Source organism: Acidovorax sp. GW821-FHT10E04 (assembly GCF_059415185.1).
Genome location: NZ_JBWKMT010000003.1, coordinates 18,083 through 44,543, shown reverse-complemented (window position 1 = coordinate 44,543; position 26,461 = coordinate 18,083). Strand labels below are relative to the sequence as shown.

Here is a 26,461-nt window from a genome sequence, read left to right as displayed (position 1 = left end):
GCAGCGCCGCAAGAAGTGTCCGATACCAGGGCGCGTTCAACACATTTCTCACCAGCTACACCGAGCTGGTTGTTGCATGGCAGAAGCCGTCGATGGACGGACTCGGGTGCCGTGGGATGATTGAAGGCGAATTCGTATGAACCTTTCTCTATGACTCTGACAATTTCAAAGTTCCGGCGGCTGTTGCCTGTGTTGGCTGTGACGGTGTTCACGGTGGCGTGCGCGCCCCTGACCGTTCCCCCCAAGTCCGAATATCCCGTCGGCCGGGCCCGTCTGGTGTTGCCGCCGGGGGCGTGGCAAGACCTGGGCACTTCCGAAGAAGCCATGTCCGGTCCCGCAGGCCGTACCCCGCTCCAGACCCGTGCGGTGGGGCTGCGGGGTGCGCAAGGTGAATGGCTGGCCGCGCTGCGGGTGCAGACCAACCGCACGGGCGACCTGCGTGGGTCTCCGCAAGGGGTGGGGTACTGCCCGCCGCAACAGGACGTCGTGGTCAAGGATCCCGCGGACGGCAGCCCCGTGCGCGCCGATTGCCTGCGCTTCAAGCTTTGGGCCAGCAGCCCCAGGTGGCTCGAAAAGAACCGGCCCGACCTGGTCCAGTGGATGGCCAGCCGCCAGATCGCGCTGAGCACTCCCTACGCGCATGTGGGCTACCGCTACGTCACCGAAGCGGGTGTCTGGGTGGCGGTGGATGCCCTGGTGGACCAGCGGCTGCTCAGCGTCCGGCCGCGCAGCAACGAAGAATTCCTGACCGCGGGCCTGCCCCTCCAGCAGTGGGCCCATGACCTGGCCCAGGCCGTGCGCCTGAGCGCCGGCATGATGGATGGCCACCTGGCCATTCCGCCGTTCCCATTTCCCGCGCCCCCTTCCAGACGCTAGCGCGCCGGCCCTCCCCTGCCTGGCGGCCTTGCATAACGATTACGAAACTCGAGGAGACCTCTGATGCAGACAAGCCCAGTCCCGCAGCCGCAGCGCATTGGCGTGCCAAGGGAAACTTTCCCTGGCGAAAAGCGCGTGGCCACCGTGCCCGATGTGGTGGAGAAGCTGGTCAAGCTGGGCTTCGCGGTTGCCGTGGAGTCGGGGGCAGGGGAGGCCGCCAACTTCAGCGATGACGCCTACCGTGCCGCCGGGGCCCAGGTCGTTGGCGACGCTGCCGCGCTGTGGGCTGCATCGGACATCGTCTTCAAGGTGCGCCCGCCCAGCAGCGAGGAAGTGGCGCTGATGCGCGAGGGCACGACGCTCATCGACTTCATCTGGCCCGCCCAGCACCCCGAGCTCATGCAGCAGCTGGCGGCCCGCAAGGCCACGGTGCTGGCCATCGACTGCCTGCCGCGCACGCTGTCGCGCGCCCAGAAGATGGATGCGCTGACCTCCACCGCAGGCGTCAGCGGCTACCGCGCCGTCATCGAGGCGGCCAATGCCTTCGGCCGCTTTTTCAACGGCCAGATCACGGCCGCGGGCAAGGTGCCGCCGGCCAAGGTGTTCATCGCGGGCGCGGGCGTGGCGGGGCTTGCCGCCATCGGCACGGCGGCCAACCTGGGCGCCATCGTGCGCGCCAATGACACGCGCGCCGAGGTGGCGGACCAGGTCAAGTCGCTGGGTGGCGAGTTCGTCAAGGTGGACTACGAGGAAGAAGGCTCGGGCGGCGGCGGCTATGCCAAGGTCATGAGCGAGGGTTTCCAGGCCGCACAGCGCAAGATGTACGCCGAGCAGGCCAAGGATGCGGACATCATCATCACCACCGCGCTGATCCCCGGCAAGCCCGCGCCCAAGCTCATCACGGCCGAGATGGTGCAGAGCATGAAGCCCGGCAGCGTGATCGTGGACATGGCCGCCGAGCAGGGCGGCAACTGCGAACTGACCGTGCCCGGCCAGGCAGTGGTGCGCCATGGCGTGACCATCGTCGGCTACACCGACCTGGCCTCGCGCCTGGCCAAGCAGTCGTCCACGCTGTACGCCACCAACCTGCTGCGCCTGACGGAAGAGCTGTGCAAGGCCAAGGACGGCGTGGCCGTGGTCAACATGGAGGACGACGCGATCCGCGGCCTCACCGTGGTCAAGGATGGGGCGATCACCTGGCCTGCGCCACCGCTCAAACAGGCCCCTGTGCCGGCACCCAAGGCCGCAGCGGCTCCTGTGGCCGCCAAGAAATCCAGCCATGGCCCGGGCGCACCGATGTCCGCCAAGACGCTGACCATCGTTTTTGCCGTGCTGGCCGTGCTGTTCTGGGCCATCGGCGCCTATGCGCCCGTGGCCTTCCTGGGGCACTTCACGGTGTTCGTGCTGGCCTGCTTCATCGGCTACATGGTGGTGTGGAATGTCACGCCCGCGCTGCACACGCCACTGATGAGCGTGACCAACGCCATCTCCAGCATCATCGCCATCGGCGCGCTGGTGCAGATCGCGCCGCCCGATGCGGGTGTCAACGGGCGCCCGGACGGGCTCATCCTGTGGCTGGCGTTTGCCGCGCTGGTGCTCACGGCCGTCAACATGTTCGGCGGCTTTGCGGTGACGCGCCGCATGCTGGCCATGTTCCGCAAGTAACTCCATCACAACAAGAACACGAGGAGCACAGAACATGTCCCCAAGTCTCGCCACCGTCGCCTACCTGGGCGCGGCCATTTTGTTCATCCTGAGCCTGGGCGGGCTCTCCAACCCCGAAACCTCGCGCCGGGGCAACCTGTTCGGCATGGTCGGCATGGCGCTGGCCGTGCTGGCCACGGTGTTCGGCCCGCGCGTCAGCCCCGCAGGGGTGGCCTGGATCGTCGGCGCTCTGGTCATTGGCGGCGGCATCGGCCTGTATGCGGCCAAGGTCGTCAAGATGACCCAGATGCCCGAGCTCGTCGCGCTCATGCACAGCCTGGTGGGCCTGGCGGCCTGCCTGGTGGGGTTTGCGAGCTATGTCGATACCTCGATCCAGCTGCAGGGCGCGGAGAAGATCATTCATGAGGTGGAGATCTATGTCGGCATCCTGATCGGCGCGGTCACGTTCAGCGGATCGCTGATCGCCTTTGGCAAGCTCAACGGCAAGATCGGTGGCAAGCCGCTGCTGCTGCCCGGCCGCCACTGGATGAACCTGGCCGCGCTGCTGGTCGTGATCTGGTTTGGCCGCGAGTTCCTGCGCGCCGAGACCATCGAACAGGGCATGGTGCCGCTGATGGTGATGACGGCGATCGCGCTGCTGTTCGGCATCCACATGGTGATGGCCATCGGTGGCGCGGACATGCCGGTGGTGGTGTCCATGCTCAACAGCTACTCGGGCTGGGCGGCGGCGGCCACGGGCTTCATGCTGTCCAACGACCTGCTCATCGTCACGGGCGCGCTGGTGGGCTCCTCGGGTGCCATCCTGAGTTACATCATGTGCAACGCGATGAACCGCAACTTCATCAGCGTGATCGCGGGCGGCTTCGGGTCGGGCGCTGGCACACCGGCCAAGAAGGGCGAGGCTGCCGAGCCGCAAGGCGAGGCCGTGCCCGTCAGCTCCGCCGAGACGGCCGAGCTGCTGCGCGATGCCAAGAGCGTCATCATCGTGCCCGGCTACGGCATGGCCGTGGCCCAGGCCCAGCACACCGTGTACGAGATCACCAAGACCCTGCGCGAAAAAGGCGTGGATGTGCGCTTTGCCATCCACCCGGTGGCGGGCCGCATGCCCGGCCACATGAACGTGCTGCTGGCCGAGGCCAAGGTGCCCTACGACATCGTGATGGAGATGGACGAGATCAACGAGGACTTCCCCAATGCCGACGTGGCCATGGTCATCGGCGCCAACGACATCGTGAATCCCAGCGCTCTGGACGACCCGACCAGCCCCATCGCAGGCATGCCAGTGCTCGAAGTGTGGAAGGCCAAGACCTCGATCGTGATGAAACGCTCCATGGCCTCGGGCTATGCGGGCGTGGACAACCCCCTGTTCTACAAGGACAACAACCGCATGCTGTTTGGCGACGCCAAGAAAATGCTCGACGAAGTTCTTTCCGCGCTCAAGGGGTGACGGGCATAATTCCACCGCGAAAAAAGCACGACCGTGCTGAAAAAATCAGCATGGTCTCACGGCCTCAATAAAACTTATCAGGAGACAAAAAATGACGAATCGCCCCTGGCTGGCTGCCTATCCGCAAGGCGTCCCCGCAGACATCGACACCGCGCAATACCCGTCGCTGGTGGCCCTCATGGACGAGGCGTTCACCAAGTACGCGGGCCGCGTGGCCTACAGCTTCATGGGCAAGGAAGTGACCTATGCCCAGACAGACTCGCTCTCCAGTGCGTTTGCGGCCTACCTGCAGGGCCTGGGCCTGGTCAAGGGCGACCGCGTGGCCATCATGATGCCCAACGTGCCGCAGTACCCCGTCACGGTGGCGGCCATCCTGCGCGCGGGCTTCGTGGTGGTCAACGTGAACCCGCTGTACACCCCGCGCGAGCTGGAGCACCAGCTCAAGGATTCGGGCGCCAAGGCCATTGTCATCATCGAGAACTTCGCCACCACGCTGCAAAGCTGCATTGCCAACACGCCCGTCAAGCACGTGGTGCTGTGCGCCATGGGCGACCAGCTGGGCCTGCTCAAGGGCGCGCTCGTCAACTACGTGGTGCGCAACGTCAAGAAGATGGTGCCCGCCTACAACCTGCCGGGCGCCGTGCGCTTCAATGACGCGGTGGCCCAGGGCACGCGCGGCACCCTCAAGAAGCCCGACATCCGGCCCGACGACATCGCGCTGCTGCAATACACCGGCGGCACCACCGGCGTGAGCAAGGGCGCGGTGCTGCTGCACCGCAATGTGATCGCCAACGTGCTGCAGTCCGAGGCATGGAACGACCCGGTGATGAAGAAGGTGCCCGCGGGCGAGCAGCAGACCAGCATCTGCGCGCTGCCGCTGTACCACATCTTCGCGTTCACCGTGAACATGATGCTGAGCATGCGCACGGGCGGCAAGACCATCCTGATCCCCAATCCGCGCGACCTGCCTGCCGTGCTCAAGGAACTGTCCAAGCACACCTTCCACAGCTTCCCGGCCGTGAACACGCTGTTCAACGGCCTGGCCAACCATCCCGACTTCAACACCGTCAACTGGAAGAACCTCAAGGTCTCGGTGGGCGGCGGCATGGCCGTGCAGGGCGCCGTGGCCAAGCTGTGGCTGGAGAAGACCGGCTGCCCCATCTGCGAGGGCTATGGCCTGTCGGAGACCAGCCCCTCGGTCAGCTGCAACCCCGTGACCGCCAAGGAGTTCACCGGCACCATTGGCGTGCCGCTCCCCGGCACCCTGATGAAGCTGCTCGACGACGACGGCCGCGAGGTGACCACCCTCGGCCAGCCCGGCGAAATCGCGATCAAGGGCCCGCAGGTGATGGCCGGCTACTGGCAGCGCCCCGATGAAACCGCCAAGGTCATGACCGACGACGGCTTCTTCAAGTCCGGCGACATCGGCGTCATGGACGAGCGCGGCTTCTTCAAGATCGTGGACCGCAAGAAGGACATGGTGCTGGTCAGCGGCTTCAACGTCTACCCCAACGAGGTGGAAGAAGTCGTGGCCAACTGCCCCGGCGTGCTCGAATGCGCCGTGGTGGGCGTGCCCGACGAGAAGACCGGCGAGGCCGTCAAGCTCGTGATCGTCAAGAAGGACCCCGCGCTCACCGAAGCGCAGGTCAAGGAGTTCTGCCGCGCCGAACTCACCGGCTACAAGCAGCCCAAGGTCATCGAGTTCCGCACCGAGCTGCCCAAGACGCCCGTGGGCAAGATCCTGCGCCGCGAGCTGCGCGACAAGAAATGACCATCCCCCTGAGCCGCTTCGCGGCTTCCCCCTTCTCTCGGCTCGCGCCGGGAAGGGGGACGACGCCAGCGGCCTGGCGAAGCCAGTTCCACGGCGTCCGCTGGTATGGGACGTGTCGGTTTCGTAGGCCATGACCACCGCCATCCTCAGCGCCTTGCCCGAAGAGCAAAGCTCGCTGGTCCCGCACCTGTCGCACCCCCAGCGCCTGGTGCATGCCGGCCGTTTCTTCTGGCGCGGCGACCTGTGCGGCCGGCCAGTGGTGCTGGCGCTCTCGGGCATCGGCAAGGTGGCGGCGGCCACCACGGCCACGGCGCTCATCGAGTGCTTCGGCGTGGCGCGCATCGTCTTCACCGGCGTGGCGGGCGGTGTGGGCGATGGCGTGAACGTGGGCGACGTGGTGGTGGCGCAGGACTACCTCCAGCACGACATGGACGCCTCGCCCCTGTTCCCCCGCTGGGAGATCCCGGGTTACACGCGCAGCCGCCTGGCATGCGACACTGTATTGTCTGCTCTGCTTCTGGAAGCGGCCAGCGCTTGTGTATCAAGGGCCAGCGGCCAATTTGGCTTGAAAACTGACGCAACAGATGCGTTGGAGGGTGTCTTGCACCGCGCGCACCACGGCCTGGTGGCCAGCGGGGACCGCTTTGTTTCCGCAGCCGATGAAGCCCACCGTCTGCGCACCACGTTGCGCGACGCCGGCCACGACGTGCTGGCCGTGGAAATGGAAGGCGCCGCCGTCGCCCAGGTGTGCCACGACTACGGCATCCCCTTCGCCGCCGTGCGCACCATCTCCGACCGTGCCGACGACACCGCCCACGCGGACTTCCCCCTCTTCGTCACGACCGTGGCCAGCCGCTACGCCGAACACATGGTGCTGGCGTTTTTGCAGAAACTATGAAATTGATAGCTGCTAGCGCTTGGTGAATAAGCGCTAGAGGCCAATTTAAATCATATTCTGCGCTGAAGTGACCGCCAGTCCCATCATCTGCCTGGCCCAGGTGTCGACAAGCTCAGCCCGAATGGGCAGGGGCTCGGATTCATGGGATCTGCTGCAGCGCCAGCAGCTACAAGTTCGACAGCTGCGCCGTGAAACCGGCGCACCCCAAATACCAGCGCCACCGTGGATCCGGCTTCGCCGGTCCACCGGAGGCGTCCCCCCTCGGGGGGGAAGGCGCGCAGCGCCACAGGGGGCTACTTCAACCAGCCCCGCTTGCGGAAGTACCACATCGGCCCCACCGCGCTGGCGATCATCAGCAGGATGCCGTAGGCATACCCGTAGCTCCACTCCAGCTCGGGCATGAACTTGAAGTTCATGCCGTACACGCTGGCGATCAGCGTGGGTGGCAGCAGCGCCACGCTGGCCACCGAGAAGATCTTGATGATCTTGTTCTGGTTGATGTTGATGAAACCGACCGTGGCGTCCATCAGGAAGTTGATCTTGTCGAACAAAAACGCCGTGTGGTTGTCCAGCGACTCGATGTCGCGCAGGATCTGGCGGGCTTCCTCGAACTGCTCGGAGTTGAGCATCTTGCTGCGCATCATGAAGCTCACGGCGCGGCGGGTGTCCATCACGTTGCGGCGGATGCGTCCGTTCAAGTCTTCCTGGCGCGCGATGGCGGCCAGCACCTCGCCCGCGCGGGCGTCGGTCACGTCGCCAGCCAGCACCTGGGTGCTCACCTTTTCCAGCTCGTCGTAGATGCCTTCGAGCGTGTCGGCCGAGTATTCGGCGTCGGCGTCGAACAGCTTGAGCAGCACTTCCTTGGCGTCCTCGATGAGGCCAGGGGCCCGGCGCGCGCGCATGCGCAGCAGGCGGAACACCGGCACGTCCTCGTCGTGGATGGAGAACAGCACGCCCCGGCTCTTGAGGTTGGCGTTGTGCTGGTTCAGGATGAAGGCCACCCGCACCGAGCGCGGGTCTTCGTCGTCGTCGATCAGAAAGTCGCTGCGGATGTGCAGCTCGCCGTTGTCTTCTTCGTAGAAGCGGGCGGATTCCTCGATGTCCTCGTCCATCGCATCCTCGGGGATGGACAGGCCGTAATGCTGCTTGATCCAGCGCTTTTCTTCGAGGGTGGGGGCTTCCAGGTCCACCCAGATCGGCTGGAAGCGGGTCAGCTCTTCCAGGGACTCGATTTCTTCCTGGAACAGCCGGCCATTGGCGAGCGTGAAGATGTTGAGCATGGGCTCACTCCCTTGTTGTGTGGCATCTGCGGTGTGGGGGATCGGGTGCTTTCAACCCCACAGCAGGCAGGCCGGGGAGCTGAAAGCTACCAACTCGGGTAGGTTTCCAAGGAGCTTTCTCCGTAAAAAATGGACAGGCGGCGGATTATGGCACTGCCGCCGCGGCGGGCCCGTGGCAAAAGCCCGCGCCCGCCGTGGTCAGGTGGATGAAGCCTGGCGCACGATGGCCAGTGCCCGGCACAGGTCGGCCCAGGCGGCGGCCTTGGTCTCCTGCGAGCGCAGCAGGAAGGCGGGGTCGTAGGTCACCACGGCGGGGCACCCGCCCAGCGCGTGTGGCCCCGCGCGCAGGCGGCCCAGCGGTTCGGTGCGGCCCAGCGCCACGCGCGCCGCGACATGGCCCAGCACCAGCACCAGGGCGGGCTGCAGCGATGCCACGGTCTCGGCCAGCGTGGCCTGGATGTCCGCGCTCGCCTGCGTGCCGGGGGCGGGGCGCTCCAGCGCGGCCAGGAACACGCGGGGATGCCGGTGCAGTTGCATGGCGCGCAGCATGTTGTCGAGCAGGCGGCCTGCGTCGCCGCCCAGCGGGTCGTCGGGGGTGAGGCATTCGGCCACGATCAGCCAGCCCGGGCCCAGCCCGGCGGGCGCCTGCGCCGGATCGGCCAGGGGGTACAGCGGCTGGGGCGCGTGCAGCCTCAGGGCCGGGGCGACGGGGGCCGTCGCGGTGGAGAGGGTGGAGGGCGGCGTGTCCTGCGCTGGCGCCGGTGCAGCGCGCGCGGGCACCCGGGGCGGGGTGGGGGGCGCCGCGCGGTCGGGGGCGGCGGCCAGGGCTGTCGTGGCGGCCACCAGGGCGGGCCGCGCCGGTGGGCGATCGGTGCCGGGGGCTGCTGTGGCGCCCACTGCTTGCGCGGCTGGCGCCGCCACCGCCACGGCCTGTGGCGGGCCCCACACGGTGACGCCCATTTCTTGCAGCATGGCGCGCTGTCGCGCATCGAGGTGGAGGCTCATACGGGCGGGGTGGGTGGTTCTTGCGGGTTACAGGGGCAGGCTCATGACCACGGCGTCTTCGCGCTGGCCCTCGGCCGCGGGGTAGTAGCGCTTGCGTTCGCCCACGCGGCGAAATCCGTGCGCCTGGTAGATGCGCTGAGCGCGCACGTTGCTCACGCGCACCTCCAGCCACAGCCACTGCGCACCCCGTCCGCGTGCCCACAGGGCCAGCGCATCAAGCAGCACCCGCGCCCAGCCCTGGCGCTGGAATTCGGGCGTGACGGTGATGTTGAGCAGGTGCACTTCGTCCACGCCCAGCATCGCCACGAAGTAGCCCAGCAGATGGTCGCCGGCCATGAGCAGCTGGGCCTGGTAGCCCGAGGCCAGCGCATCGGTGAAGTTGCCGCGCGTCCAGGGGTGCGAATAGGCGCGTTGCTCCACCGCCAGCACGGCGTCGAGCCGCGCGAGCGTGAGGGTTTCAAAGCGCGCTTCCAGGGCGCGGGCGGGCGGGGTGGGCAGGGCGCTCATGCGGTTGTGGCCAGGACAAGGTTCACTGGGACGCGCCAACCCCGGGTTCCTGCGGGTTGGCTGCCGCCTGGGCGGCGCGCAGGGCGGCACGTTCGGCGGTGGTTTGCGCCACTTTATCGCGGATATAGCGCGGCAGCGCATCGCGGGCTGGCACGCCGTGGCCGGCGGCCAGCAGCGCAGGGGCCAGGCGCAGCAGCGCACCGGCCGTGGGCAGCGCGGCCACATGGGGGGCATCGGGCGCGAGCCGGTCGCCGTAGGGGGCCTGCGCATTGCCCGCCACCGTCCAGCCCGGGGGCGGCAGCACGGATTCCGGCGCGCCCAGTCCAAAGTCGGCGTCGGCCTGCCAGCGTGCCTCGGGGGCCCGCCATTCGCAGCGCGCGTGGTAGACCTCGTCCATGCGCGCGTCCAGCACCGCCACCACGCGCGTGCAGCCCTGCGCGTGGCGCGCCTCCTCGGCCACCGCGAGCAGGGTGTCCACGGGCAGCACCGGCACGCCGTGGCCCCCGCGCGCGCCAAACGCCAGCCCCTGGGCCACGGCGCAGGCGGTGCGCAGGCCGGTGAAGGAACCCGGCCCCCGGCCAAACACGATGGCCTCGAGCGTGTCGAACGACACGCCGGCCTGCGCCATCAGGCTGCGCACCGCCGGGATCAGGGTGGCCGATGCCTGCGCGCCCCCGGGGCCCGTGTGATGCCACACGGCATCGCCCTGCTGTACCGCGATGGAGAGGGTGTCGGTGCTGGTGTCGAAGGCAAGCAGATTCATGGGGCCTGGGGGTTTGCGCGGCAAAAAGAGGTCAGGAGGCGGTGTGGCCAGGGGCGGGCGTGGCGGTGGCGGCCGGGCCCGCCGGGCTCCTGCGCAGCACGCCCAGCAGGATACCGGCAGTCACCAGCAGCAGGCCGGCGACGAGGTTCCAGTACATCGGCTCGTCCAGGAACACCACGGCACCGATGGCCGAGAGGCCAGGCACCAGCGCCGTGATCATGGTGGAGCGCACGGGCCCATAGTGCTGGATCATGCGCGTGAAGCCGATGCCCGAGATCACCACCGAGCCGCCGCCCTGGAACACCATGTGAAAGACGATCTCGCTCCAGGGCGCCAGCGCCAGGTGGCTGGTGACGGCGCCCAGCGTGGTCAGCAGGGCATAGCCGGGCACATAGACCAGGCAGGCAAACGCCGTGATCGCGATGGTGGCCTGCACGGCGTCCACCGCGTGGCGCCGGGCCAGCACGCTGTAGGTGGCCCAGCTCGCGGCCGCCATCATGAAGAGCAGGTCGCCCTTCCACACGTCGCCCCCCGAGAAGGCCGCCAGCAGGCTGCGGCCGCCCACCAGCAGGTCGCCCGCCACGATGAAGGCCAGGCCCGCGGCACGCAGCGGGGTGATGTGGTCGCGCAGCAGCGCGGCGGCCAGCAGCGCCGTCCACAGCGGCAGGCTGCCCGGCATCAGCACGGCCGCGTGGGTGGCGGGCGCATGGAAGAACCCCGCGTAGGCCAGCATGGCGTACAGCAGCCCGCCGAAGATGCCCAGCAGGGCCGTGGTGCGCAGCGGGAGGGGCGAGACGCCCGCCAGGCTGGAGGGCGGGGCGGACGCGCCCTGCGCCGCCGTGCGCCGCCGCACCATCCACCAGCCCCAGGGCAGCAGCACCAGGCTGGCGCCGGTGATGCGCAGCAGCGCGATGTCGAACGGGGTGAGCGTGCGCTGGGCCGAGGCGCGGGCAATGACGATGAAGCCTGTCCAGATGGTGACGGTCACGACCGCCGCCAGCAGGCCCATGGCACGAGGAGAAAAGCGCATCGGGGGATTATCGGTGCCTGCCGCCGCCAGCGCTGGCGCGCGGCTTGCCGGCGGGGCCGGGGCAGAGGCCGCCCCTGGCGCCGGGCGATAGACTTCCGCCATGTTTTCTCTTCCTGTTGCCTGGCGCTGGAATGCGCTGCGGGATGCCGTGCGCTGCTGCGCGGCATCGCTTGTCCTGGCGGGGGGCGCCGGCGCCGCCGGGGCGCAGTCCACCACCCCCGCACCCGTTTCGTTGCCTCCGGAAGTCGAGGCGGCCCTGCAGCGCGCCAGGCTGCCGCGCGAGGCGCTGTCGGTGGTGGTCGTGGATGCCCAGGGCGGGCGCGCTGCGGCGCGCCTTTCGCACCGCGCGCAGGCCCAGGTCAACCCGGCGTCGGTGATGAAGCTGGTGACCACTTACGCGGCGCTGGAGCAGCTGGGCCCCGCCTATGTGTGGAACACCCCGGTCTACGTGCAGGGCACGGTGCAGGAGGGCAGCTTGCGCGGCAATGTCTACATCCAGGGCCAGGGCGACCCCAAGCTCGTCATGGAGCGCCTGTGGCTGCTGATGCGGCGCCTGCAGGGCCAGGGCATCCAGGTCATCGTGGGCGACATCGTGCTCGACCGCACCGCCTTCGATGTGCCCGACCACGACCCGGCGCGCTTTGACGGCGAGCCCCTGCGCCCGTACAACGCCGCGCCCGACGCGCTGCTGCTCAACTACAAGTCCTCGGTGATGACCTTCGTGCCCGACGCCGCCGGCGGGCTGGCCCGCATCCAGTACGACCCGCCCCTGGCGGGCGTGTCGCGCCAGCCCACCGTGGCGCTGGCGGCGCCGGGCACCGAGTGCGGAGACTGGCGTGGCGCCCTGCGCGCGGAGCTGGCCGACCCCGCCAAGGTGGTCTTCCAGGGGGTGTACCCGGCCGCCTGCGGCGAACGCGTGTGGCCCGTGGCGGCGGCCGACCCGCGCGGCTTTGCGGCGCGCGCGGTGGAAGGCATGTGGCGCGAACTGGGCGGCAAGCTCACGGGCAGCGTGCGCGAGGGCAAGGTGCCGGCCGGCCTGAAGCCCGCCTTCGTGGCCACCTCGCCCCCCCTGGCCGAGGTGGTGCGCGATGTGAACAAATACAGCAACAACGTGATGGCGCAGCATGTCTTCCTCACGCTGGCATTGCAAAGGAACGGTGTGGCCACCTTCGACGGTGCCCGCGAGGCCCTGCGCCAGTGGTGGCTCGCGCGCATGGGCGATGCGGAACTGCCCCTGGCCGACAACGGCGCGGGCCTGAGCCGGGACGCCCGCCTGACCGCGCAGGCGCTGGCGCGCATGCTGCAGGTGGCCTGGGCCTCGCCCGTGATGCCGGAGCTCGTGGCCTCGCTGCCCATCTCCGGCGTGGACGGCACGCTGCGCCGCAGCCAGAGCCGCGCGGGCGTGGCCCACCTCAAGACGGGCAGCCTGCGCGACGTGATGGCCGTGGCGGGCTACGTGCACGCGGCCAGCGGCCGGCGCTATGTGCTGGTGGCGGTCGTCAACCATGCCAATGCCGGCGCAGCGCGGCCCGTGCTGGACAGCCTGGTCGACTGGGCGGCGCGTGACCAGTGAATAATCCGGCGTTGCCCCGGCCCCGCGCGCCCGGGCCTTCGCTTCGAACAGGTTTCCGGAACCACCGCCCCATGCCCACGACCGAGCTCATCGGCTACCTTGCCGCCGCCATGACCACCTGCAGCTTCGTGCCGCAGGCGCTGCACACCTTCCGCACGCGGGATGTCCGCGGCATTTCGCTGGGCATGTACAGCGTGTTCACGGCGGGCGTGGCGCTGTGGCTGGTCTATGGGCTGACCCTGGCGGCCTGGCCCATCGTGGTGGCCAATGCCATCACGCTCGCGCTGGCGGGGACGATCCTGGGAATGAAGGTGGCCTACGGGGCAGGCGGCGGGCACTGACCGCCGGCCCGTGGCGGCACGCTGTCGCCTAGGCGTCTGCGCGCCCGGTGCGGTCCGCGTTATCCCCTATGGATGGTGCAGTGCAGGTGCGCGCACGATGCGTCGTTCCTTCCAGACCTGAGGTATCCATTCATGACGTATTTCCGCCTTACCTGTGTCGCCGCCGCCGCGGTCCTGCTTGTTGCCTGCGGTGGCTCCGACGATCCCGCCCGCGGCGCGCTGATCGATCCCCCGGCGGTGCTCACCACGCTGACGGCCGCGCAGATCGACGCAGGCACTTCCAGCAGCGGCCTGCAGGCCATCACCGGCAAGGCGAAATGCGACGTGAAGGTGGTTGCGCTCAATTACGCCACCGCGGGCGCCAAGGGGGGCGAGAGCACCAACGCCTCCGGCGTGATGCTCGTGCCCGCGGGCAGCTGCAGCACCGCCGCGCCGCTGGTCGCCTATGCCAAGGGCACCGACGTGCAAAAGCCCCGCACCCTGGCCAATCCGCAGGACAGCGAAACCTTCCTGCTCGCCGCCATGTACGCCGCCCAGGGCTATGCCGTGGTGGCCACCGACTACCTGGGGTTTGCCAAGTCGGGCTACAGCTACCACCCCTACCTGCACGCCGACTCGGAAGCCACCTCCGTCATCGACTCGGTGCGCGCCGCCCGCAACGCGGCGGGCACCGTGGGCGCCAATCTGTCGGGCAAGGTCATGTTCACGGGCTACTCGCAGGGCGGGCACTCGTCGATGGCGGCGCACCGCTCCGCGGAGCGCGACTACGGCAATGAATTCAACGTGGTGGCCGGCGCCCACCTGGCGGGCCCCTACAACCTGTCGGGTTCGCTGCGCATCCCGGACGCCATCGCGGGCGTGCAGTTCTTCGTTCCGTACCTGGTGACGGCCTGGCAGAAGGTCTATGGCGATGTCTACACGGACGTCAAGCAGGTCTTCAAGGCGCCGTACTCGGGCTACATCGAGACCCTGCTGCCCCACCCCACGCTGACCTACACCACGCTGGTCACCTCGGGCACCCTGCCCGCGGGCACGCCCAACCAGGCGCGTGATGCGCTGTTCCAGCCCGCCTTCATCACGGGCTCGCAGACCAGCACCACCCACCCCCTGTACCTGGCGGCCAAGAAGAACGACCTGCTGGGCTGGAACCCCAAGGCCCGCGTGCTGCTGTGCGGCGGCGCTGGCGACCCCACGGTGCCGCCCGCCATCCACCAGCGGATCATGAAGGCCGACTTCGACAGCCGGGGCCTGACCAACGTGGCGTCGGTGGACGTCGATGCCGCGATCCAGGCCACCTTCGGCCCGGGCGGCCAGGCCCCCACCGATCCGGCATCGGCCGCATTCGCGACCTACTACGCCGCCTACCACGGCACGTATGAGCCACCCTTCTGCCATGCACAGGCCCGTGCAGTGTTTGACACCGTCAAGTAGGCAAAGGCATCCGCCCTGCCCGCCCAGGGCAGGGCGCACAGCAAAAAGCCGACCCTGGGGTCGGCTTTTTTGTGCCTCCCGGTGGCGCGCTCCACGAGCGCCGCCACCCCGCAGGCGGGTTACCAGCGCGCCTTCAGCCGGTCATGGGCGTAGGTGCCGAACTGGCGTTGTGCCGAAGGGGTGAGGTACACCGGGTCGGCGAACACGTAGGAGGCCTGGTTGGCGCCCGCCAGCAGCGTCGAGGGGGTGCACAGGGCCGAGTTGACCTGGCCCGCGCCGATGCCGATGCCGTTGGCGGCGTCCACGGAGGTGCACACGGGCGTCGTGGCGTTGTTGAAACCGTAGTTGGCGGGCACGCTCGTGTACAGGTTCACGTAGTAGGCGGAATCGACGTACAGCACGTTGGCGCCGAGGTCCACGATGCCCACGAGCAGGCCGTCGTTGAAGCGGCTGCTGGCGTCGGTCAGCAGCGCCTCGCGGCGGATGGCCTTGGCCCAGGGGGTCTTGCTCAGGTCATAGGTGCCGGTCACCACCACGTACTTGGCGCCCGCGGCGACGAGGCGGCGCACCTGCGCGGCCATGTCCTCACCGGCCTGGCGGGCTGCGGCCACCATGGCGGCTTCCGTCTGGGTGCCTGCCTGCACGGCGGCCATGCCGGCGATCACGTCGCTGATGCCGCCGCTCAGGATCACCACGTCGTTGGCCGCGAAGCTGCCGCTGGCCAGGAAAGTATCGATCTGCTCGGTGATGGTGGGGGTGCTGGCGTTGCCCGCGGCGTCGGGCTTGGCCTTGACGCGGGCGTTGCCCACCGCGTAGCTCTTGCCGCCCGCCGAGGCGGCCGTGAGGGGCTTGCCGTAGCTGGCGGCCACCTGCAGGGTCCAGTTGTTCACGCTGCCGTCATTGACGGTGTAGCGCGTTCCCTTTTGCCCCACGTCGCTGTTGGCATCGCCGAACGCGATGAAGCGCTCGGGCGTGATGGCCGATTCGGTGGTGCTTGAACCGCAGGCCGCAAGCAACGCGGCCGACGCACATGCGGCGACCAGAACGGTGCGGCGCATCCAATTTGCTGCCATGTATTTCTCCAGAAAAGTGGGGGGTAGTTTAGCGGTGCAACGTCAACCCATGTAAAGCCGCCTTGTGCGGCTGGAATCATGCGGCAGATGCCCGTTGCAGGCGGTCACGAACGCCTTCCCACTCGGGCTCGGCGGGCGGGGTCTCGATCCAGATCAGTTTCACGCCGTCGTCGTCGAAGCCGCGCAGCACGGCGAACAGCTGCTGGGCCGTGGCGGCCGCGTCGTCGGGCATACGCCGCATGACGAGCCTGGAGGACTGGGTGCGCAGCGCGGCACGGGCATAGACCGCGATGTGGGCGGCCTCGGCGCCCAGCAGGTCCAGGCCGGTCTGCAGGGCCTTGGCGTCCATCAGGCGCACCTTGGCGGCGGGGGCGTAGTGGGCTTCGAGCGTGCCGGAGGCGCGCGGCGTGAGCGCGGGCAGGTCGTCCCTGGACAGCGGCGCGGTGCCGCAGGCGGCCTCAATCTGCTCGCGCGTGACGGCGCCCGGGCGCAGCAGCACTGGCACGCCGCGCGTGCAGTCCACGATGGTGCTTTCGATGCCCACTTCGCACGGGCCACCGTCGAGTACCAGCAGCCCGGCGCCCAGCTCGTCCTGCACGTGCCGGGCGGTGGTGGGGCTCACGCGGCCAAAGCGGTTGGCGCTGGGGGCCGCCACGCCCCACACGGGCGGGCCGCCCAGGGCATCGCCATCGCCGGGCGTGGCGCAGGCCAGCAGCAGCGCGTGCGCCACGGGGTGGGCGGGGCAGCGCAGCCCCACGCTGTCCTGGCCGCCCGTGGCGGCCGTGGCCACGCCGGACAGGCGCGGCAGGATGAGCGTGAGCGGTCCGGGCCAGAAGGCATCGACGAGCTTCTGTGCAAAACCCGGTACCTCACTGGCGAAGTGGGCAATGCCTTCGGCATTGGCCACGTGCACGATCAGCGGGTGATCGCTGGGGCGCCCCTTGGCGGCGAAGATCTGCGCCACGGCGGTATCGCTGCTGGCGTCGGCGGCCAGGCCATACACGGTTTCGGTGGGCAGGCCCAGCAGCGCGCCGCTGCGCACGGCCCGCGCTGCGGCGGCGATGGATGCGGGCTGGGTGCCGTCAAGAATCATGGTCAGAACGGCGCGATGCCCAGGAGGGCCGCAGCCCGCAGGGCGGTGGCCCGCGCAGCGTCGGGGGTGGCGGCGGTGATGTTGAGGTGGCCCATCTTGCGGCCGCGCTTGGCGTCGCGCTTGCCATACAGGTGCAGGTGCGTGCCGGGCAGGGCCAGCACCTCGGCCCAGGGGGGCGTCTGCTCCGTGCCGCCCTGCGCAAACCACAGATCGCCCAGCAGGTTGAGCATCACGGCGGGGCTGTGCTGGCGCGGCTGCGTGAGCGGCAGGCGGGCCATGGTGCGCACCTGCAGCTCGAACTGCGACACGTCGCAGGCGTTCTGGCTGTAGTGGCCGCTGTTGTGCGGGCGCGGGGCGATCTCGTTGACCACCAGGCCGCCGTCCTGCAGCACGAAGAACTCCACGCAGAGCACGCCGACGTACTGCAGGCCGTTTGCTATCGAAATTGCAGCTGCTACCGCTTGCTGAATAAGCGCTGGAGGCAGATTTTGTTCAAAAACCTCCGTCACGGCCAGGATGCCGTCGCGGTGCAGGTTGCGCTGCACGGGCAGGTGCACGGTGGCCCCGTCGGCGCCGCGCGCCACGATCACCGAGCATTCCAGTGCCAGCGGCAGCATCTTCTCCAGCACGCAGGGCACCTTGCCGACAGAGTCCCAGGCAGCGGCCAGCTCGGCGGGCGTCTTCACGCGCACCTGGCCCTTGCCGTCGTAGCCCATGCGGGCCGTCTTCAGGATGCCTGGTAATAGATCAGAAGAAACTGCAGCCAGTTGCTCCGCCGTTTCGATCAGCGCATACGGCGCACAGAGCACGCCGCAGGCCACAAAGTGGGCCTTTTCGCGGGCCCTGTCCTGCGCCACCGACACAGCGCTGGCGGCAGGCGACACGGGGCGTTGCGCAGCCAGTGCAGCCAGCGCGGCAGCGGGTACGTTTTCGAACTCGGTGGTCACCGCATCCGACAGGCGGGCCAGCTCGGCCAGGCCCTGCGGGTCTTCATAGCCGGTCTGGATGTGGTGGTGGCTCACCAGCCCGGCGGGGCTGGTCGGGTCGGCATCGAGCACGGCGGTGAAGTAGCCCATGGCCTGCGCCTGGTGCACGAACATGCGGCCCAGCTGGCCGCCGCCGAGCACGCCCAGTGTGCTACCGGGCAGAAGGGGGTGATGGGTGGATTTTTTCATCGCCGGGCCGCCCCAAGATGAAAAAGCGGCCCCCTCGGGGGGCAGCGACCCGCGCAGCGGTGGAGCGTGGGGGTCGTGTTCATGCGGGCGGCAAGGTCATGTTGCGGGCCACTTCCGTCTGCTCGGCGCGAAAGGCTTCGAGGCGCTGGCGCAGTTCGGGGCTTTCGTTGGCCAGCAGGGCCACGGCGAACAGGGCGGCATTGGCAGCGCCCGCCGTGCCGATGGCGAACGTGGCCACGGGGATGCCCTTGGGCATCTGCACGATGCTGTGCAGCGAATCCACACCCTGCAGGTGGCGACTGGCCACGGGCACGCCCAGCACGGGCACGGTGGTCTTGGCGGCAATCATGCCGGGCAGATGGGCGGCGCCACCGGCGCCCGCGATGATGGCCTTCAGGCCCCGGCCGGCGGCCGCCTCGGCGTAGGCGAACATGTCGTCGGGCATGCGGTGGGCCGAGACCACGCGGGCCTCGTGCGGGATGCCGAATTGCTCAAGAATCTGCACTGCATGCTGCATGGTGTCCCAGTCGCTGCTGGAACCCATGACCACGCCGATCTGGATGGGTTTCATGGTGTGGAAGGTGCCTTGGCCGCGGGCTGCGCCCGCGGCACGGCTGTAGGTGGAACCCGCGATTTTACTTTTTGCGCTTCCCTTCGCCGCACCCGGGCATGTCGATGGGCCAAAATAGCGCGAACCAACCAGCTTGACCGGCCCCGCCCGTACACCACCATGATTGACGTCACCGTAGAGAACTTTGAAGCCGAGGTCGTTGCCGCCTCGATGACCGTGCCCGTGCTGGTGGACTTCTGGGCGCCCTGGTGCGGCCCCTGCAAGTCGCTGGGGCCGGTGCTGGAAAAGCTCGAGACCGAATACGCCGGCCGCTTCAAGCTCGTCAAGATCGACTCGGACCAGGAGCAGCAGCTGGCGGGCATGTTCGGCATCCGCAGCATCCCCACCTGTGTGCTGCTCATGAACGGCCAGCCCGTGGACGGCTTCATGGGGGCCCTGCCCGAGGGCCAGGTGCGCGCCTTCCTCGACAAGCACGTGCCCACCGCCGAGGAAATGGTGGCCGAAATGGAGGAGGAAGAAGCCCAGGACGCCCTGGCCGAGGGTGACACCAGCACCGCGCTGGAGAAGCTGCAGCATGCGGTGGTGACCGATCCCTCCAACGACGATGCGCGCTTCGACTACGTCAAGCTCCTGCTGCAGCTGCACCGCGAGGACGATGCCAAGGTCGCGTTCGCCCCCGTGATCGCCAAGGCCGCGGGCTCGCGCAAGCTCGGCGCGCTGAAAGTCTGGATGGATGCTATTGATTTCGTAGCTTCTGGCGCATATGGAGAAAGCGCTGAGGCCGATTTCGATGCCAAGATTGCCGCCAACAAGCGCGATTTCGATACCCGCTACGCCCGCGCCCGCTGGCTCTTGGCCGGCCAGCGCTGGACGGACGCGATGGACGAACTGCTCGAAATCCTCATGCGCGACAAGGCCTGGGGCGAAGAGATCGCCCGCAAGACCTACGTGGCCATCCTCGAGATCATCGAACCCCCCAAGGCGAAAGTGGCCGACGGCCAGATCCCGCCCGACGACCCGGTGGTGGCGACCTACCGGCGCCGGCTGTCGAGCGTGGTGCTGAGCTAGAACAGGCTACCCCCTGAGGCGCCTTGCGCCTTCCCCCTGGAAGGGGGACGCCGCCAGTGCGGCGGGGCGGCCCTTGCACGGCGGCCGCTGGCCTGTACCGTGCCCGTTGCGACGGCATCGTGCGATGGGTAGAAAAGAAAAGAAAAGGCTCCCGGTTGGGAGCCTTTTGTGTTTTTTAGGCAGGTCGCCGTTTAACCGACCAAACGCTCCAGCGCCTCGCGGTACTTGGCGGCGGTTTTTTCGATCACTTCGCGCGGCAGGCGGGGGGCGGGCGCGGTCTTGTCCCAGGGCTTGCCGTTCACCTGGGCCTGCTCCAGCCAGTCGCGCACGAACTGCTTGTCGTAGCTTGGCGGGTTCTGGCCGGCGGCCAGGGCGGCTTCGTAGCCTTCCACGGGCCAGTAGCGCGAGCTGTCGGGCGTGAGCACCTCGTCCATCAGCACCAGCGTGCCATCGGGCGCCAGGCCAAACTCGAACTTGGTGTCGGCGATGATCATGCCTTTGGTCAGCGCGATCTCGGCGGCGGCCTGGTAGATCGCAATGCTGAGGTCGCGGATGCGGGTCGCCAGGTCCAGGCCGATCATCTCCACCGTGCGCTCGAAGGTGATGTTCTCGTCGTGCTCGCCCATGGCGGCCTTGGCGGCGGGGGTGTAGATGGGCGCGGGCAGCTTGGCGGCATTGGTCAGCCCTTCGGGCAGCGGCACGCCGCAGACCGAGCGCGATTCCTGGTACTCCTTCCAGCCGCTGCCGGCCAGGTAGCCGCGCACCACGGCTTCGACGGGGATGGGCTGCAGCCGCTGCACGAGCATGGACCGTCCACGGATCTGCGCGGCCTCCTGCGCGGACACCACGCTTTCCGGCGCGTCGCCCGTCAGGTGGTTGGGGCAGATGTATCCGAGCTTGTCGAACCAGAACAGCGCCATCTGCGTGAGCAGCTCGCCCTTGCCGGGGATGGGTTCGCCCATGATCACGTCGAAGGCCGACAGGCGGTCGCTGGCCACCATCAGGATGCGGTCGTCGCCCACGGCGTAGTTGTCGCGCACCTTGCCACGGGCCAGCAGGGGCAGCGAGGTCAAGGCGGAAGTGTGCAGGGCGTTGGAGCTGGGCTGGGTCATGGTGTCGGGGTGGGCGGTCAATGTCCGCTGCAGGCAGGCCGAAGAACGTGGGGAATGGAGCGCGGGGGCATGGGAAATGCCTGCTGGCGCGCAACCGGTGGATTTTACGCGCGGGGCCCGAAGCGTGCGCGTGGCATGGGTTCGCGAGGGCGCGCGGGAGCGCACCGGAACGCGCCTTCGGCGAACGGGCCAGCGCGCTTCGTGCCGTTGCGGCACACTGGCGGCCCTGAGTCCGACCTGGCCGCCCTGGCCGCTTCCTGTGCCCTCCCATTCCACCCTGACCCCCCGCCGAGAACTGTGGCTGCTGCTCACGCTGGCCGGCATCCAGTTCACCCACATCCTCGACTTCATGATCATGATGCCGCTGGGGCCCCAGTTCACGCGGCTGTTTGCCATCAGCGATGCGCAGTTCGGCCTGCTGGTCTCGGCCTACACGCTCTCGGCGGGCGCATCCGGGCTGCTGGCCTCGACCTACATCGACCGTTTCGGCCGCAAGCGGCTGCTGCTGACGCTGTACGTCTTGTTCGGGCTGGCCACGCTGGCCTGCGGCGTGGCACCCACCTACGGCACGCTCATGGCCGCGCGCATCCTGGCGGGGGCCTTCGGGGGCGTGCTGTCGGCGCTGTCGCAAACCATCGTGGCCGACGTGATCCCCTTCGAGCGGCGCGGGCGCGCGATGGGCATCGTGATGACGTCGTTTTCCCTGTCCACCGTGGCCGGTGTGCCCCTGGGGCTGATCCTGGCCGAATACGGGGGCTGGAACCTGCCATTCCTGGCCATTGCGCTGATGGTGGGCGTGCTGGCCGTTCTGGCGGCACGCACCATGCCCGTGATGACGGGGCATCTGCGGGCCGCGGATGGCCGCACCGCGCTGGGCGGTATCGCCCAGGTGCTGGCCGACGCCAACCACCGCTGGGCCTTCCTGTTCTCGGCGCTCATCATGTTCGCCGGCTTCACGGTGATTCCCTACATCACCATCTACATGCAGGCCAACGCCGGGGTGCGGCCCGACCAGATTCCCCTGGTGTACCTGTGCGGCGGCGTGGTGACGCTGTTCACCGCGCGCCTGTTCGGCGTGCTCACGGACCGCTGGGGCAAGGTGGTGATGTTCCGCTGCCTGGCGCTGGCCGGCGCGTTGCCCCTGCTGGGCATCACGCTGGTGCGCGGGGTGCCGCTGGTGGCCGTGCTGGTGGTGTCGACGCTGATGTTCGCGCTGATGAGCGGCCGCATGATTCCGGGCATGGCCATCATTTCCTCGGCGGCCCGGGCGCCCTTGCGCGGCACCTTCATGACGCTGAATGCGTCGGTGCAGTCCGCGGCGATGGGCGTGGCGTCCTTTGTGGGCGGGGTGCTGATCAGCCGCGACGCGCAGGGGCTGGTGCAGAACTACTGGATGGCCGCCGTGGTGGGCATTGCGGCGAGCCTGCTGTCAATGGTGGTGGTGGGGCGGCTCACGCTGCACGGCGCGGCGCCCGCGGCACGGTGAGGAGCCGCATCTGCGGGACGGCGGTGTACGGGACGGCCCACCCGGCAACCTGCCCATTGTGCGCGCTTTTCGGAGGCTTGGCACCTTGGTTGGCATAACCCAGCGGACAGGGTCGGTATGGGATTGCTTTTCAGGGAGGGCGGGGGCATAGTGACTTCACGTCAACGGGATGCATCCAGGTTCGCCGAGCCGCTCCTCTGATCCAGGGCGGCGTTCTTCCACCGAGAGTGTTACAGGAGACTTATTTATGAACTTGACGATCAGCGGTCACCACCTCGAAGTTACCCCAGCCTTGCGCAACTACGTCACCACCAAGCTGGACCGGATCACCCGCCATTTTGACCAGGTTGTCGATGTCAAGGTACTGCTGACGGTAGAGAAGCAAAAGGAGAAGGAAAAGAGGCAGCGAGCGGAATGCAACATCCACGTCAAGGGCAACGACCTGTTTGCCGAAAGCTCCCACGCCGACCTGTATGCCGCCGTGGATGAACTGGTCGACAAGATGGACCGCCAGGTCGTGCGCCACAAGGATCGCCTGCAGGACCATCACCACGATGCCGCCAAGCGCGAACTGCACGCCTGATGCGGCAGCCCTGAGCCTGGCACAGCAGCCGCCCACTGGGCGGTTTTTTTGTTGCCCGATGCGTTGTGCTCAGGGTTTTCGCCAACGTGTGCATAATTGTTACCCTTGACCATGAACCGACTCGCCTCCATCCTGCCTTCCGCTCAAGTGCTCGTGTGCGTGGACGCCACCAGCAAGAAGCGTGCTTTTGAAGAAGCGGGTCTCCTTTTCGAGAGCCAGCACGGCCTGTCGCGCGCGCTGATCACCGACAGTTTGTTCGCGCGCGAGCGCCTGGGCTCCACCGGCCTGGGCCATGGCGTGGCCATTCCCCATGGTCGCATCAAGGGCCTGAAGGCGCCCATGGCCGCCGTGTTCCAGCTGCTCAATCCCATCGGGTTCGATGCGCCGGACGAATTGCCCGTCGGGCTGCTCATTTTCCTGCTGGTGCCCGAAGCGGCCACCCAAAAGCACCTGGAAATCCTGTCCGAGATCGCCGAGCTGCTGAGCGATTCGGCGCTGCGTGAACGGCTCAAGGGCTGCACCGACGCCACCGAGCTGCACGGCATGATCGCGGGCTGGCAGTCCACGCAGACGGCCTGAGCCGCCTGGCGCCGCGCACGAACGCACGCTCGCACCACCGTCGCCGATCCACCGTGAAGCCCAATGTCGTCAGCGCCGATGTCCTTTTCGAGGAATTCCGGGGCCTCCTGAAATGGGAGTGGGTGGCGGGGCTGGGCGCCTCCGAACGCCGCTTTGACGAAGTGGCGGTGCGCTCGGCACGTTCCGGGGCCGATCTGGTCGGCTATCTCAACTACATCCATCCGTACCGCGTCCAGATCCTGGGCGAGCGGGAGATCGCGTATCTCGGCAGCGCTTCGCCCGATGATTGCAAGCGCCGCATCGCGCGCATCGTGACGCTGGAGCCGCCCGTGCTGGTGCTGGCCGACAACCAGACCGCCCCCGACGCCCTGGTGTCGATGTGCGAGCGGGCGCAGATCCCGATGTTCTCCACGCACGAGTCGTCGGCGTTTGTCATCGACGTGCTGCGCGCCTACCTGTCCAAGCACTTCGCCGACCGTACCACCATGCACGGCGTGTTCATGGACATCCTGGGCCTGGGGGTGATGATCACCGGCGAATCGGGCCTGGGCAAGAGCGAACTCGGCCTGGAGTTGATCTCGCGCGGCAACGGCCTGGTGGCCGACGATGCGGTGGACCTGTTCCGCATCAACCAGACCACCATCGAGGGCAAGTGCCCCGAACTGCTGCAGAACCTGCTGGAAGTGCGCGGCATCGGCCTGCTCGATATCCGCGCCATCTTTGGCGAGACCGCCGTGCGCCGCAAGATGCGGCTGAAGCTCATCGTGCACCTGGTGCGCAAGGAAACCCTGGAGCGCGACTACGAACGCCTTCCCTACGAGCCTCTCACCCAGGACGTGCTGGGCGTGCCCGTGCTCAAGGTCGTGATCCAGGTGGTCGCCGGCCGCAACATCGCCGTGCTGGTCGAGGCCGCCGTGCGCAACACCATCCTGCAACTGCGCGGCATCGACACTTACCAAGAGTTTGTCGAACGCCATCGCCGCGCCATGGAGCGCGATACGGGCGGCTAGCGGCGCTCAGGCCACCGAAACTGGCGCGGCCCATACCAGGGCTCCCGCGCAAGGGCCGCCCCGCCGCGCCGGGAGCGTCCCCCTTAGGGGGAAGACGCCGAAGGTGGCTCAGGGGGGAGTCATTTCTTAGCGCAGTCGGCGCACTGCCCGTACAGCGCCATGGTGTGGTCCTGCACCAGCCAGCCCTTGGCCTTGGCCACGGCCTGCTGGCGTTTTTCGATCTCGGGGTCGTAGAACTCCTCCACCTTGCCGCACGAGGTGCACACGAAGTGGTCGTGGTGCTGGCCTTCGTTGAGCTCGTACACCGCCTTGCCGCTCTCGAAATTGCTGCGGATCAGGATGCTGGCCTGCTCGAACTGCGTGAGCACGCGGTAGACCGTGGCCAGGCCGATGTCCGAGCGCTCCTCCAGCAGCACGCGAAACACGTCCTCGGCCGTCATGTGGCGCTGCGCGCCCTTCTGGAAGATTTCCAGAATCTTCAGGCGGGGCAGCGTGGCCTTGAGTCCCGTGCTTTTGAGTTCGTCGATGTTGGTCATGGCATGGTCTTTCGGGATGCGGCCCCGCCTGGGGGTCGGAGGGCCTGCCGCTACAATGGGGCGATCATATCCTCAGCCCTTTTACCCATGCCCGTCAAAGCCCGTTGCAGCGCCCGCCTGGGCCTGGTCCTGTTGATCGGTGCCAGCGTGGCCGCCCTGGCCGGCTGCAGCAGCCTGGATGGCGCCAGTACCCGCATTGCCAACATTGTCACCCCCTACAAGATAGATGTGGTGCAGGGCAATTTTGTCTCGCGCGAGCAGGTCGAGGCGCTCCAGCCTGGCATGAGCCGCCAGCAGGTTCGAGAGATTCTGGGAACCCCGCTGGTCACCAGCCTGTTCCATGCCGACCGCTGGGAATATGTGTTCACGCTCAAGCGCCCCGGCGAAGATGCCCAGACCCGCAAGCTGACCGTGTACTTCAAGGGGGACGCGCTCGAGCGCTCCGAGGGCGACGAGATGCCGACCGAGACGGAGTTCGTGGCGACCCTGGGGTCGCGCGGCTCCAAGGGCAAGGTGCCCGTGCTCGAGGCCACGCCGGAGCAGCTGGCCCGGTATCCCGCTTCCCAGCGGCCCCCCGCGTCGCCCACCGCGGCGCCGCTGGAGCCCGCTTCCATCAGCTATCCACCGCTTGAAGCGCCCGCACGGTAACGCCGGCGGGCTGGCGGTGGGCCGTGCCTGGCCCGCCGTGCTTCAACCACAACGTACAGGACACCCATGACAGGGACTTCTTCGCCTGCCGCCCCTTCCACCGCTTCCACGGGCTCCGGCCCCTGCCGTGTCGCCATCGCCGGCGCATCGGGCCGCATGGGCCGCATGCTCATCGAGGCCCTTCGCGCCAGTGACGACTGCGTGCTGGCCGGTGCGCTGGACGTGCCGTCCAGCCCGGGCATCGGCTCGGATGCCACCGCGTTCCTCGGCCATGCCAGCGGCGTCGCCATCACGGCCGACATTGCCACGGGCCTGAAAAACGCCGACGTCCTGATCGATTTCACGCGCCCCGAAGGCACCCTGGCCCACCTGGCCGTGTGCAGCCAGCTCGGGGTGAAGGCCGTCGTCGGCACCACCGGCTTCACCGATGCGCAGAAGGCCGAGATCGCGGCGTTGGCCCAGCGCACGGCCATCGTCATGGCGCCCAACATGAGCGTGGGCGTCAACGTCACGCTCAAGCTGCTGGAGATGGCCGCCAAGGCCATGGCCACCGGCTACGACATCGAGATCATCGAGGCCCACCACCGCCACAAGGTGGATGCGCCCTCGGGCACCGCGCTCAAGATGGGCGAGGTGATCGCCGGCGCCATGGGCCGCGACCTCAAGGAGTGCGGCGTGTTTGCGCGCGAGGGCGTCACGGGCGAGCGCGACCCGTCGAGCATCGGCTTTGCCACCATCCGGGGCGGCGACATCGTGGGCGACCACACCGTGCTGTTCGCGGGCATCGGCGAGCGCATCGAGATCACGCACAAGTCCTCCAGCCGCGCCACCTACGCGCAGGGCAGCCTGCGCGCGGTGCGCTTTCTCGCCGGGCACAAGACGGGCATGTTCGACATGTTCGATGTGCTGGGCCTTAACAACAACTAGCCATCGGGCCAGC

26 protein-coding genes are annotated in these 26,461 nt (G+C 68.1%); 15 read left to right on the top strand and 11 right to left on the bottom strand.

Translation table 11 applies throughout. From position 1 onward, the window contains the following. Positions 1 to 324 precede the first annotated feature (324 nt). The 5 genes from AC07OC_RS09540 (at position 325) to AC07OC_RS09520 (ending at position 6,657) form a co-directional block, all read left to right on the top strand. A complete protein-coding gene (locus AC07OC_RS09540; RefSeq protein ID WP_255591903.1) occupies positions 325 to 876 on the top strand; it encodes a hypothetical protein in 552 nt (183 codons plus the stop codon). A gap of 63 nt (positions 877 to 939) precedes the next feature. Continuing rightward, positions 940 to 2,541, top strand: coding sequence for a Re/Si-specific NAD(P)(+) transhydrogenase subunit alpha (locus tag AC07OC_RS09535; RefSeq protein ID WP_218341780.1), 1,602 nt, complete (start codon positions 940 to 942; stop codon positions 2,539 to 2,541). Positions 2,542 to 2,575: 34 nt separating this feature from the next. Further along, complete coding sequence (gene pntB / locus AC07OC_RS09530) at positions 2,576 to 3,988, top strand: Re/Si-specific NAD(P)(+) transhydrogenase subunit beta (RefSeq protein ID WP_218297879.1); 1,413 nt, start codon at positions 2,576 to 2,578, stop codon at positions 3,986 to 3,988. Between the two features lie 91 nt (positions 3,989 to 4,079). Further along, positions 4,080 to 5,759, top strand: coding sequence for a long-chain-fatty-acid--CoA ligase (locus tag AC07OC_RS09525; protein WP_218297878.1), 1,680 nt, complete (start codon positions 4,080 to 4,082; stop codon positions 5,757 to 5,759). A gap of 130 nt (positions 5,760 to 5,889) precedes the next feature. Next, the gene (locus AC07OC_RS09520; RefSeq protein WP_218341781.1) at positions 5,890 to 6,657 is read left to right on the top strand and encodes a 5'-methylthioadenosine/adenosylhomocysteine nucleosidase; all 768 of its coding nucleotides are present in this window, start codon (positions 5,890 to 5,892) and stop codon (positions 6,655 to 6,657) included. 293 nt (positions 6,658 to 6,950) lie between these two features. On the opposite strand, the gene corA is transcribed toward AC07OC_RS09520, so the two are convergent. The 5 genes from corA to AC07OC_RS09495 all read right to left on the bottom strand — a co-directional run bounded on the left by corA (position 6,951) and on the right by AC07OC_RS09495 (position 11,242). Next, entirely contained in the window at positions 6,951 to 7,937 is a 987-nt protein-coding gene (corA, locus tag AC07OC_RS09515) for a magnesium/cobalt transporter CorA (protein ID WP_218297876.1), read from the bottom strand. Between the two features lie 198 nt (positions 7,938 to 8,135). After that, entirely contained in the window at positions 8,136 to 8,942 is an 807-nt protein-coding gene (locus tag AC07OC_RS09510) for a uracil-DNA glycosylase family protein (protein WP_218341782.1), read from the bottom strand. Between the two features lie 27 nt (positions 8,943 to 8,969). Then, positions 8,970 to 9,449, bottom strand: coding sequence for a ribosomal protein S18-alanine N-acetyltransferase (gene rimI, locus AC07OC_RS09505; protein ID WP_218341783.1), 480 nt, complete (start codon positions 9,447 to 9,449; stop codon positions 8,970 to 8,972). 22 nt (positions 9,450 to 9,471) lie between these two features. After that, positions 9,472 to 10,212: a tRNA (adenosine(37)-N6)-threonylcarbamoyltransferase complex dimerization subunit type 1 TsaB gene (gene tsaB, locus AC07OC_RS09500; protein WP_218297873.1), complete on the bottom strand. Its 741-nt coding sequence runs from the start codon at positions 10,210 to 10,212 to the stop codon at positions 9,472 to 9,474. Between the two features lie 31 nt (positions 10,213 to 10,243). Then, positions 10,244 to 11,242: a DMT family transporter gene (locus tag AC07OC_RS09495; RefSeq protein WP_218297872.1), complete on the bottom strand. Its 999-nt coding sequence runs from the start codon at positions 11,240 to 11,242 to the stop codon at positions 10,244 to 10,246. A 100-nt stretch (positions 11,243 to 11,342) separates the two neighbouring features. Between AC07OC_RS09495 and dacB the strand changes: the two genes are divergently transcribed. The 3 genes from dacB to AC07OC_RS09480 all read left to right on the top strand — a co-directional run bounded on the left by dacB (position 11,343) and on the right by AC07OC_RS09480 (position 14,587). Next, on the top strand, positions 11,343 to 12,815 hold the full coding sequence (gene dacB / locus AC07OC_RS09490; RefSeq protein ID WP_218297871.1) for a D-alanyl-D-alanine carboxypeptidase/D-alanyl-D-alanine endopeptidase: 1,473 nt from the start codon (positions 11,343 to 11,345) through the stop codon (positions 12,813 to 12,815). A 71-nt stretch (positions 12,816 to 12,886) separates the two neighbouring features. After that, positions 12,887 to 13,156, top strand: coding sequence for a SemiSWEET transporter (locus AC07OC_RS09485; RefSeq protein WP_218297870.1), 270 nt, complete (start codon positions 12,887 to 12,889; stop codon positions 13,154 to 13,156). A 132-nt stretch (positions 13,157 to 13,288) separates the two neighbouring features. Beyond that, on the top strand, positions 13,289 to 14,587 hold the full coding sequence (locus AC07OC_RS09480) for a lipase family protein (protein ID WP_218341784.1): 1,299 nt from the start codon (positions 13,289 to 13,291) through the stop codon (positions 14,585 to 14,587). Between the two features lie 119 nt (positions 14,588 to 14,706). On the opposite strand, the gene AC07OC_RS09475 is transcribed toward AC07OC_RS09480, so the two are convergent. The 4 genes from AC07OC_RS09475 to purE form a co-directional block, all read right to left on the bottom strand. After that, positions 14,707 to 15,660, bottom strand: coding sequence for an SGNH/GDSL hydrolase family protein (locus AC07OC_RS09475; protein WP_218297868.1), 954 nt, complete (start codon positions 15,658 to 15,660; stop codon positions 14,707 to 14,709). Positions 15,661 to 15,736: 76 nt separating this feature from the next. Then, the gene (locus AC07OC_RS09470; RefSeq protein WP_218341785.1) at positions 15,737 to 16,753 is read right to left on the bottom strand and encodes an L-threonylcarbamoyladenylate synthase; all 1,017 of its coding nucleotides are present in this window, start codon (positions 16,751 to 16,753) and stop codon (positions 15,737 to 15,739) included. A gap of 2 nt (positions 16,754 to 16,755) precedes the next feature. Then, entirely contained in the window at positions 16,756 to 17,928 is a 1,173-nt protein-coding gene (locus AC07OC_RS09465) for a 5-(carboxyamino)imidazole ribonucleotide synthase (protein WP_494601030.1), read from the bottom strand. Between the two features lie 79 nt (positions 17,929 to 18,007). Beyond that, positions 18,008 to 18,499, bottom strand: coding sequence for a 5-(carboxyamino)imidazole ribonucleotide mutase (purE, locus tag AC07OC_RS09460; RefSeq protein ID WP_494601028.1), 492 nt, complete (start codon positions 18,497 to 18,499; stop codon positions 18,008 to 18,010). A 159-nt stretch (positions 18,500 to 18,658) separates the two neighbouring features. Between purE and trxA the strand changes: the two genes are divergently transcribed. Further along, positions 18,659 to 19,567: a thioredoxin gene (gene trxA, locus AC07OC_RS09455; protein ID WP_218297865.1), complete on the top strand. Its 909-nt coding sequence runs from the start codon at positions 18,659 to 18,661 to the stop codon at positions 19,565 to 19,567. A gap of 191 nt (positions 19,568 to 19,758) precedes the next feature. Here the strand turns inward: trxA and AC07OC_RS09450 are convergent, their stop codons facing one another. Next, on the bottom strand, positions 19,759 to 20,679 hold the full coding sequence (locus AC07OC_RS09450; RefSeq protein WP_218297864.1) for a phosphoribosylaminoimidazolesuccinocarboxamide synthase: 921 nt from the start codon (positions 20,677 to 20,679) through the stop codon (positions 19,759 to 19,761). A 259-nt stretch (positions 20,680 to 20,938) separates the two neighbouring features. On the opposite strand from AC07OC_RS09450, the gene AC07OC_RS09445 reads away from it, so the two are divergent. The 4 genes from AC07OC_RS09445 to hprK all read left to right on the top strand — a co-directional run bounded on the left by AC07OC_RS09445 (position 20,939) and on the right by hprK (position 24,337). After that, positions 20,939 to 22,165, top strand: coding sequence for an MFS transporter (locus AC07OC_RS09445; RefSeq protein ID WP_218297863.1), 1,227 nt, complete (start codon positions 20,939 to 20,941; stop codon positions 22,163 to 22,165). Between the two features lie 247 nt (positions 22,166 to 22,412). After that, positions 22,413 to 22,748, top strand: coding sequence for a ribosome hibernation-promoting factor, HPF/YfiA family (gene hpf, locus AC07OC_RS09440; RefSeq protein ID WP_218297862.1), 336 nt, complete (start codon positions 22,413 to 22,415; stop codon positions 22,746 to 22,748). A 111-nt stretch (positions 22,749 to 22,859) separates the two neighbouring features. Further along, positions 22,860 to 23,327, top strand: a complete 468-nt coding sequence (locus AC07OC_RS09435) for a PTS sugar transporter subunit IIA (RefSeq protein WP_218297861.1) — start codon at positions 22,860 to 22,862, stop codon at positions 23,325 to 23,327. Between the two features lie 53 nt (positions 23,328 to 23,380). After that, a complete protein-coding gene (gene hprK, locus AC07OC_RS09430) occupies positions 23,381 to 24,337 on the top strand; it encodes an HPr(Ser) kinase/phosphatase (RefSeq protein ID WP_218297860.1) in 957 nt (318 codons plus the stop codon). Between the two features lie 119 nt (positions 24,338 to 24,456). On the opposite strand, the gene fur is transcribed toward hprK, so the two are convergent. Then, the gene (fur, locus tag AC07OC_RS09425; protein WP_218297859.1) at positions 24,457 to 24,873 is read right to left on the bottom strand and encodes a ferric iron uptake transcriptional regulator; all 417 of its coding nucleotides are present in this window, start codon (positions 24,871 to 24,873) and stop codon (positions 24,457 to 24,459) included. 87 nt (positions 24,874 to 24,960) lie between these two features. Here fur and AC07OC_RS09420 point away from each other — a divergent pair, with 87 nt between their 5' ends. Together AC07OC_RS09420 and dapB are read left to right on the top strand one after the other, a co-directional pair. Then, positions 24,961 to 25,521, top strand: a complete 561-nt coding sequence (locus AC07OC_RS09420; protein WP_218341786.1) for an outer membrane protein assembly factor BamE — start codon at positions 24,961 to 24,963, stop codon at positions 25,519 to 25,521. Between the two features lie 66 nt (positions 25,522 to 25,587). Continuing rightward, positions 25,588 to 26,448, top strand: coding sequence for a 4-hydroxy-tetrahydrodipicolinate reductase (gene dapB / locus AC07OC_RS09415; protein WP_218341787.1), 861 nt, complete (start codon positions 25,588 to 25,590; stop codon positions 26,446 to 26,448). Positions 26,449 to 26,461: the final 13 nt, after the last annotated feature.

Coding starts and splice junctions, on each gene's coding strand:
- AC07OC_RS09540 (WP_255591903.1), top strand. CDS start 325: ATGTCCGGTCCCGCAGGCCGTACCCCGCTCCAGACCCGTGCGGTGGGG.
- AC07OC_RS09535 (WP_218341780.1), top strand. CDS start 940: ATGCAGACAAGCCCAGTCCCGCAGCCGCAGCGCATTGGCGTGCCAAGG.
- pntB (WP_218297879.1), top strand. CDS start 2,576: ATGTCCCCAAGTCTCGCCACCGTCGCCTACCTGGGCGCGGCCATTTTG.
- AC07OC_RS09525 (WP_218297878.1), top strand. CDS start 4,080: ATGACGAATCGCCCCTGGCTGGCTGCCTATCCGCAAGGCGTCCCCGCA.
- AC07OC_RS09520 (WP_218341781.1), top strand. CDS start 5,890: ATGACCACCGCCATCCTCAGCGCCTTGCCCGAAGAGCAAAGCTCGCTG.
- corA (WP_218297876.1), bottom strand. CDS start 7,937: ATGCTCAACATCTTCACGCTCGCCAATGGCCGGCTGTTCCAGGAAGAA.
- AC07OC_RS09510 (WP_218341782.1), bottom strand. CDS start 8,942: ATGAGCCTCCACCTCGATGCGCGACAGCGCGCCATGCTGCAAGAAATG.
- rimI (WP_218341783.1), bottom strand. CDS start 9,449: ATGAGCGCCCTGCCCACCCCGCCCGCCCGCGCCCTGGAAGCGCGCTTT.
- tsaB (WP_218297873.1), bottom strand. CDS start 10,212: ATGAATCTGCTTGCCTTCGACACCAGCACCGACACCCTCTCCATCGCG.
- AC07OC_RS09495 (WP_218297872.1), bottom strand. CDS start 11,242: ATGCGCTTTTCTCCTCGTGCCATGGGCCTGCTGGCGGCGGTCGTGACC.
- dacB (WP_218297871.1), top strand. CDS start 11,343: ATGTTTTCTCTTCCTGTTGCCTGGCGCTGGAATGCGCTGCGGGATGCC.
- AC07OC_RS09485 (WP_218297870.1), top strand. CDS start 12,887: ATGCCCACGACCGAGCTCATCGGCTACCTTGCCGCCGCCATGACCACC.
- AC07OC_RS09480 (WP_218341784.1), top strand. CDS start 13,289: ATGACGTATTTCCGCCTTACCTGTGTCGCCGCCGCCGCGGTCCTGCTT.
- AC07OC_RS09475 (WP_218297868.1), bottom strand. CDS start 15,660: ATGGCAGCAAATTGGATGCGCCGCACCGTTCTGGTCGCCGCATGTGCG.
- AC07OC_RS09470 (WP_218341785.1), bottom strand. CDS start 16,753: ATGATTCTTGACGGCACCCAGCCCGCATCCATCGCCGCCGCAGCGCGG.
- AC07OC_RS09465 (WP_494601030.1), bottom strand. CDS start 17,928: ATGAAAAAATCCACCCATCACCCCCTTCTGCCCGGTAGCACACTGGGC.
- purE (WP_494601028.1), bottom strand. CDS start 18,499: ATGAAACCCATCCAGATCGGCGTGGTCATGGGTTCCAGCAGCGACTGG.
- trxA (WP_218297865.1), top strand. CDS start 18,659: ATGATTGACGTCACCGTAGAGAACTTTGAAGCCGAGGTCGTTGCCGCC.
- AC07OC_RS09450 (WP_218297864.1), bottom strand. CDS start 20,679: ATGACCCAGCCCAGCTCCAACGCCCTGCACACTTCCGCCTTGACCTCG.
- hpf (WP_218297862.1), top strand. CDS start 22,413: ATGAACTTGACGATCAGCGGTCACCACCTCGAAGTTACCCCAGCCTTG.
- AC07OC_RS09435 (WP_218297861.1), top strand. CDS start 22,860: ATGAACCGACTCGCCTCCATCCTGCCTTCCGCTCAAGTGCTCGTGTGC.
- fur (WP_218297859.1), bottom strand. CDS start 24,873: ATGACCAACATCGACGAACTCAAAAGCACGGGACTCAAGGCCACGCTG.
- AC07OC_RS09420 (WP_218341786.1), top strand. CDS start 24,961: ATGCCCGTCAAAGCCCGTTGCAGCGCCCGCCTGGGCCTGGTCCTGTTG.
- dapB (WP_218341787.1), top strand. CDS start 25,588: ATGACAGGGACTTCTTCGCCTGCCGCCCCTTCCACCGCTTCCACGGGC.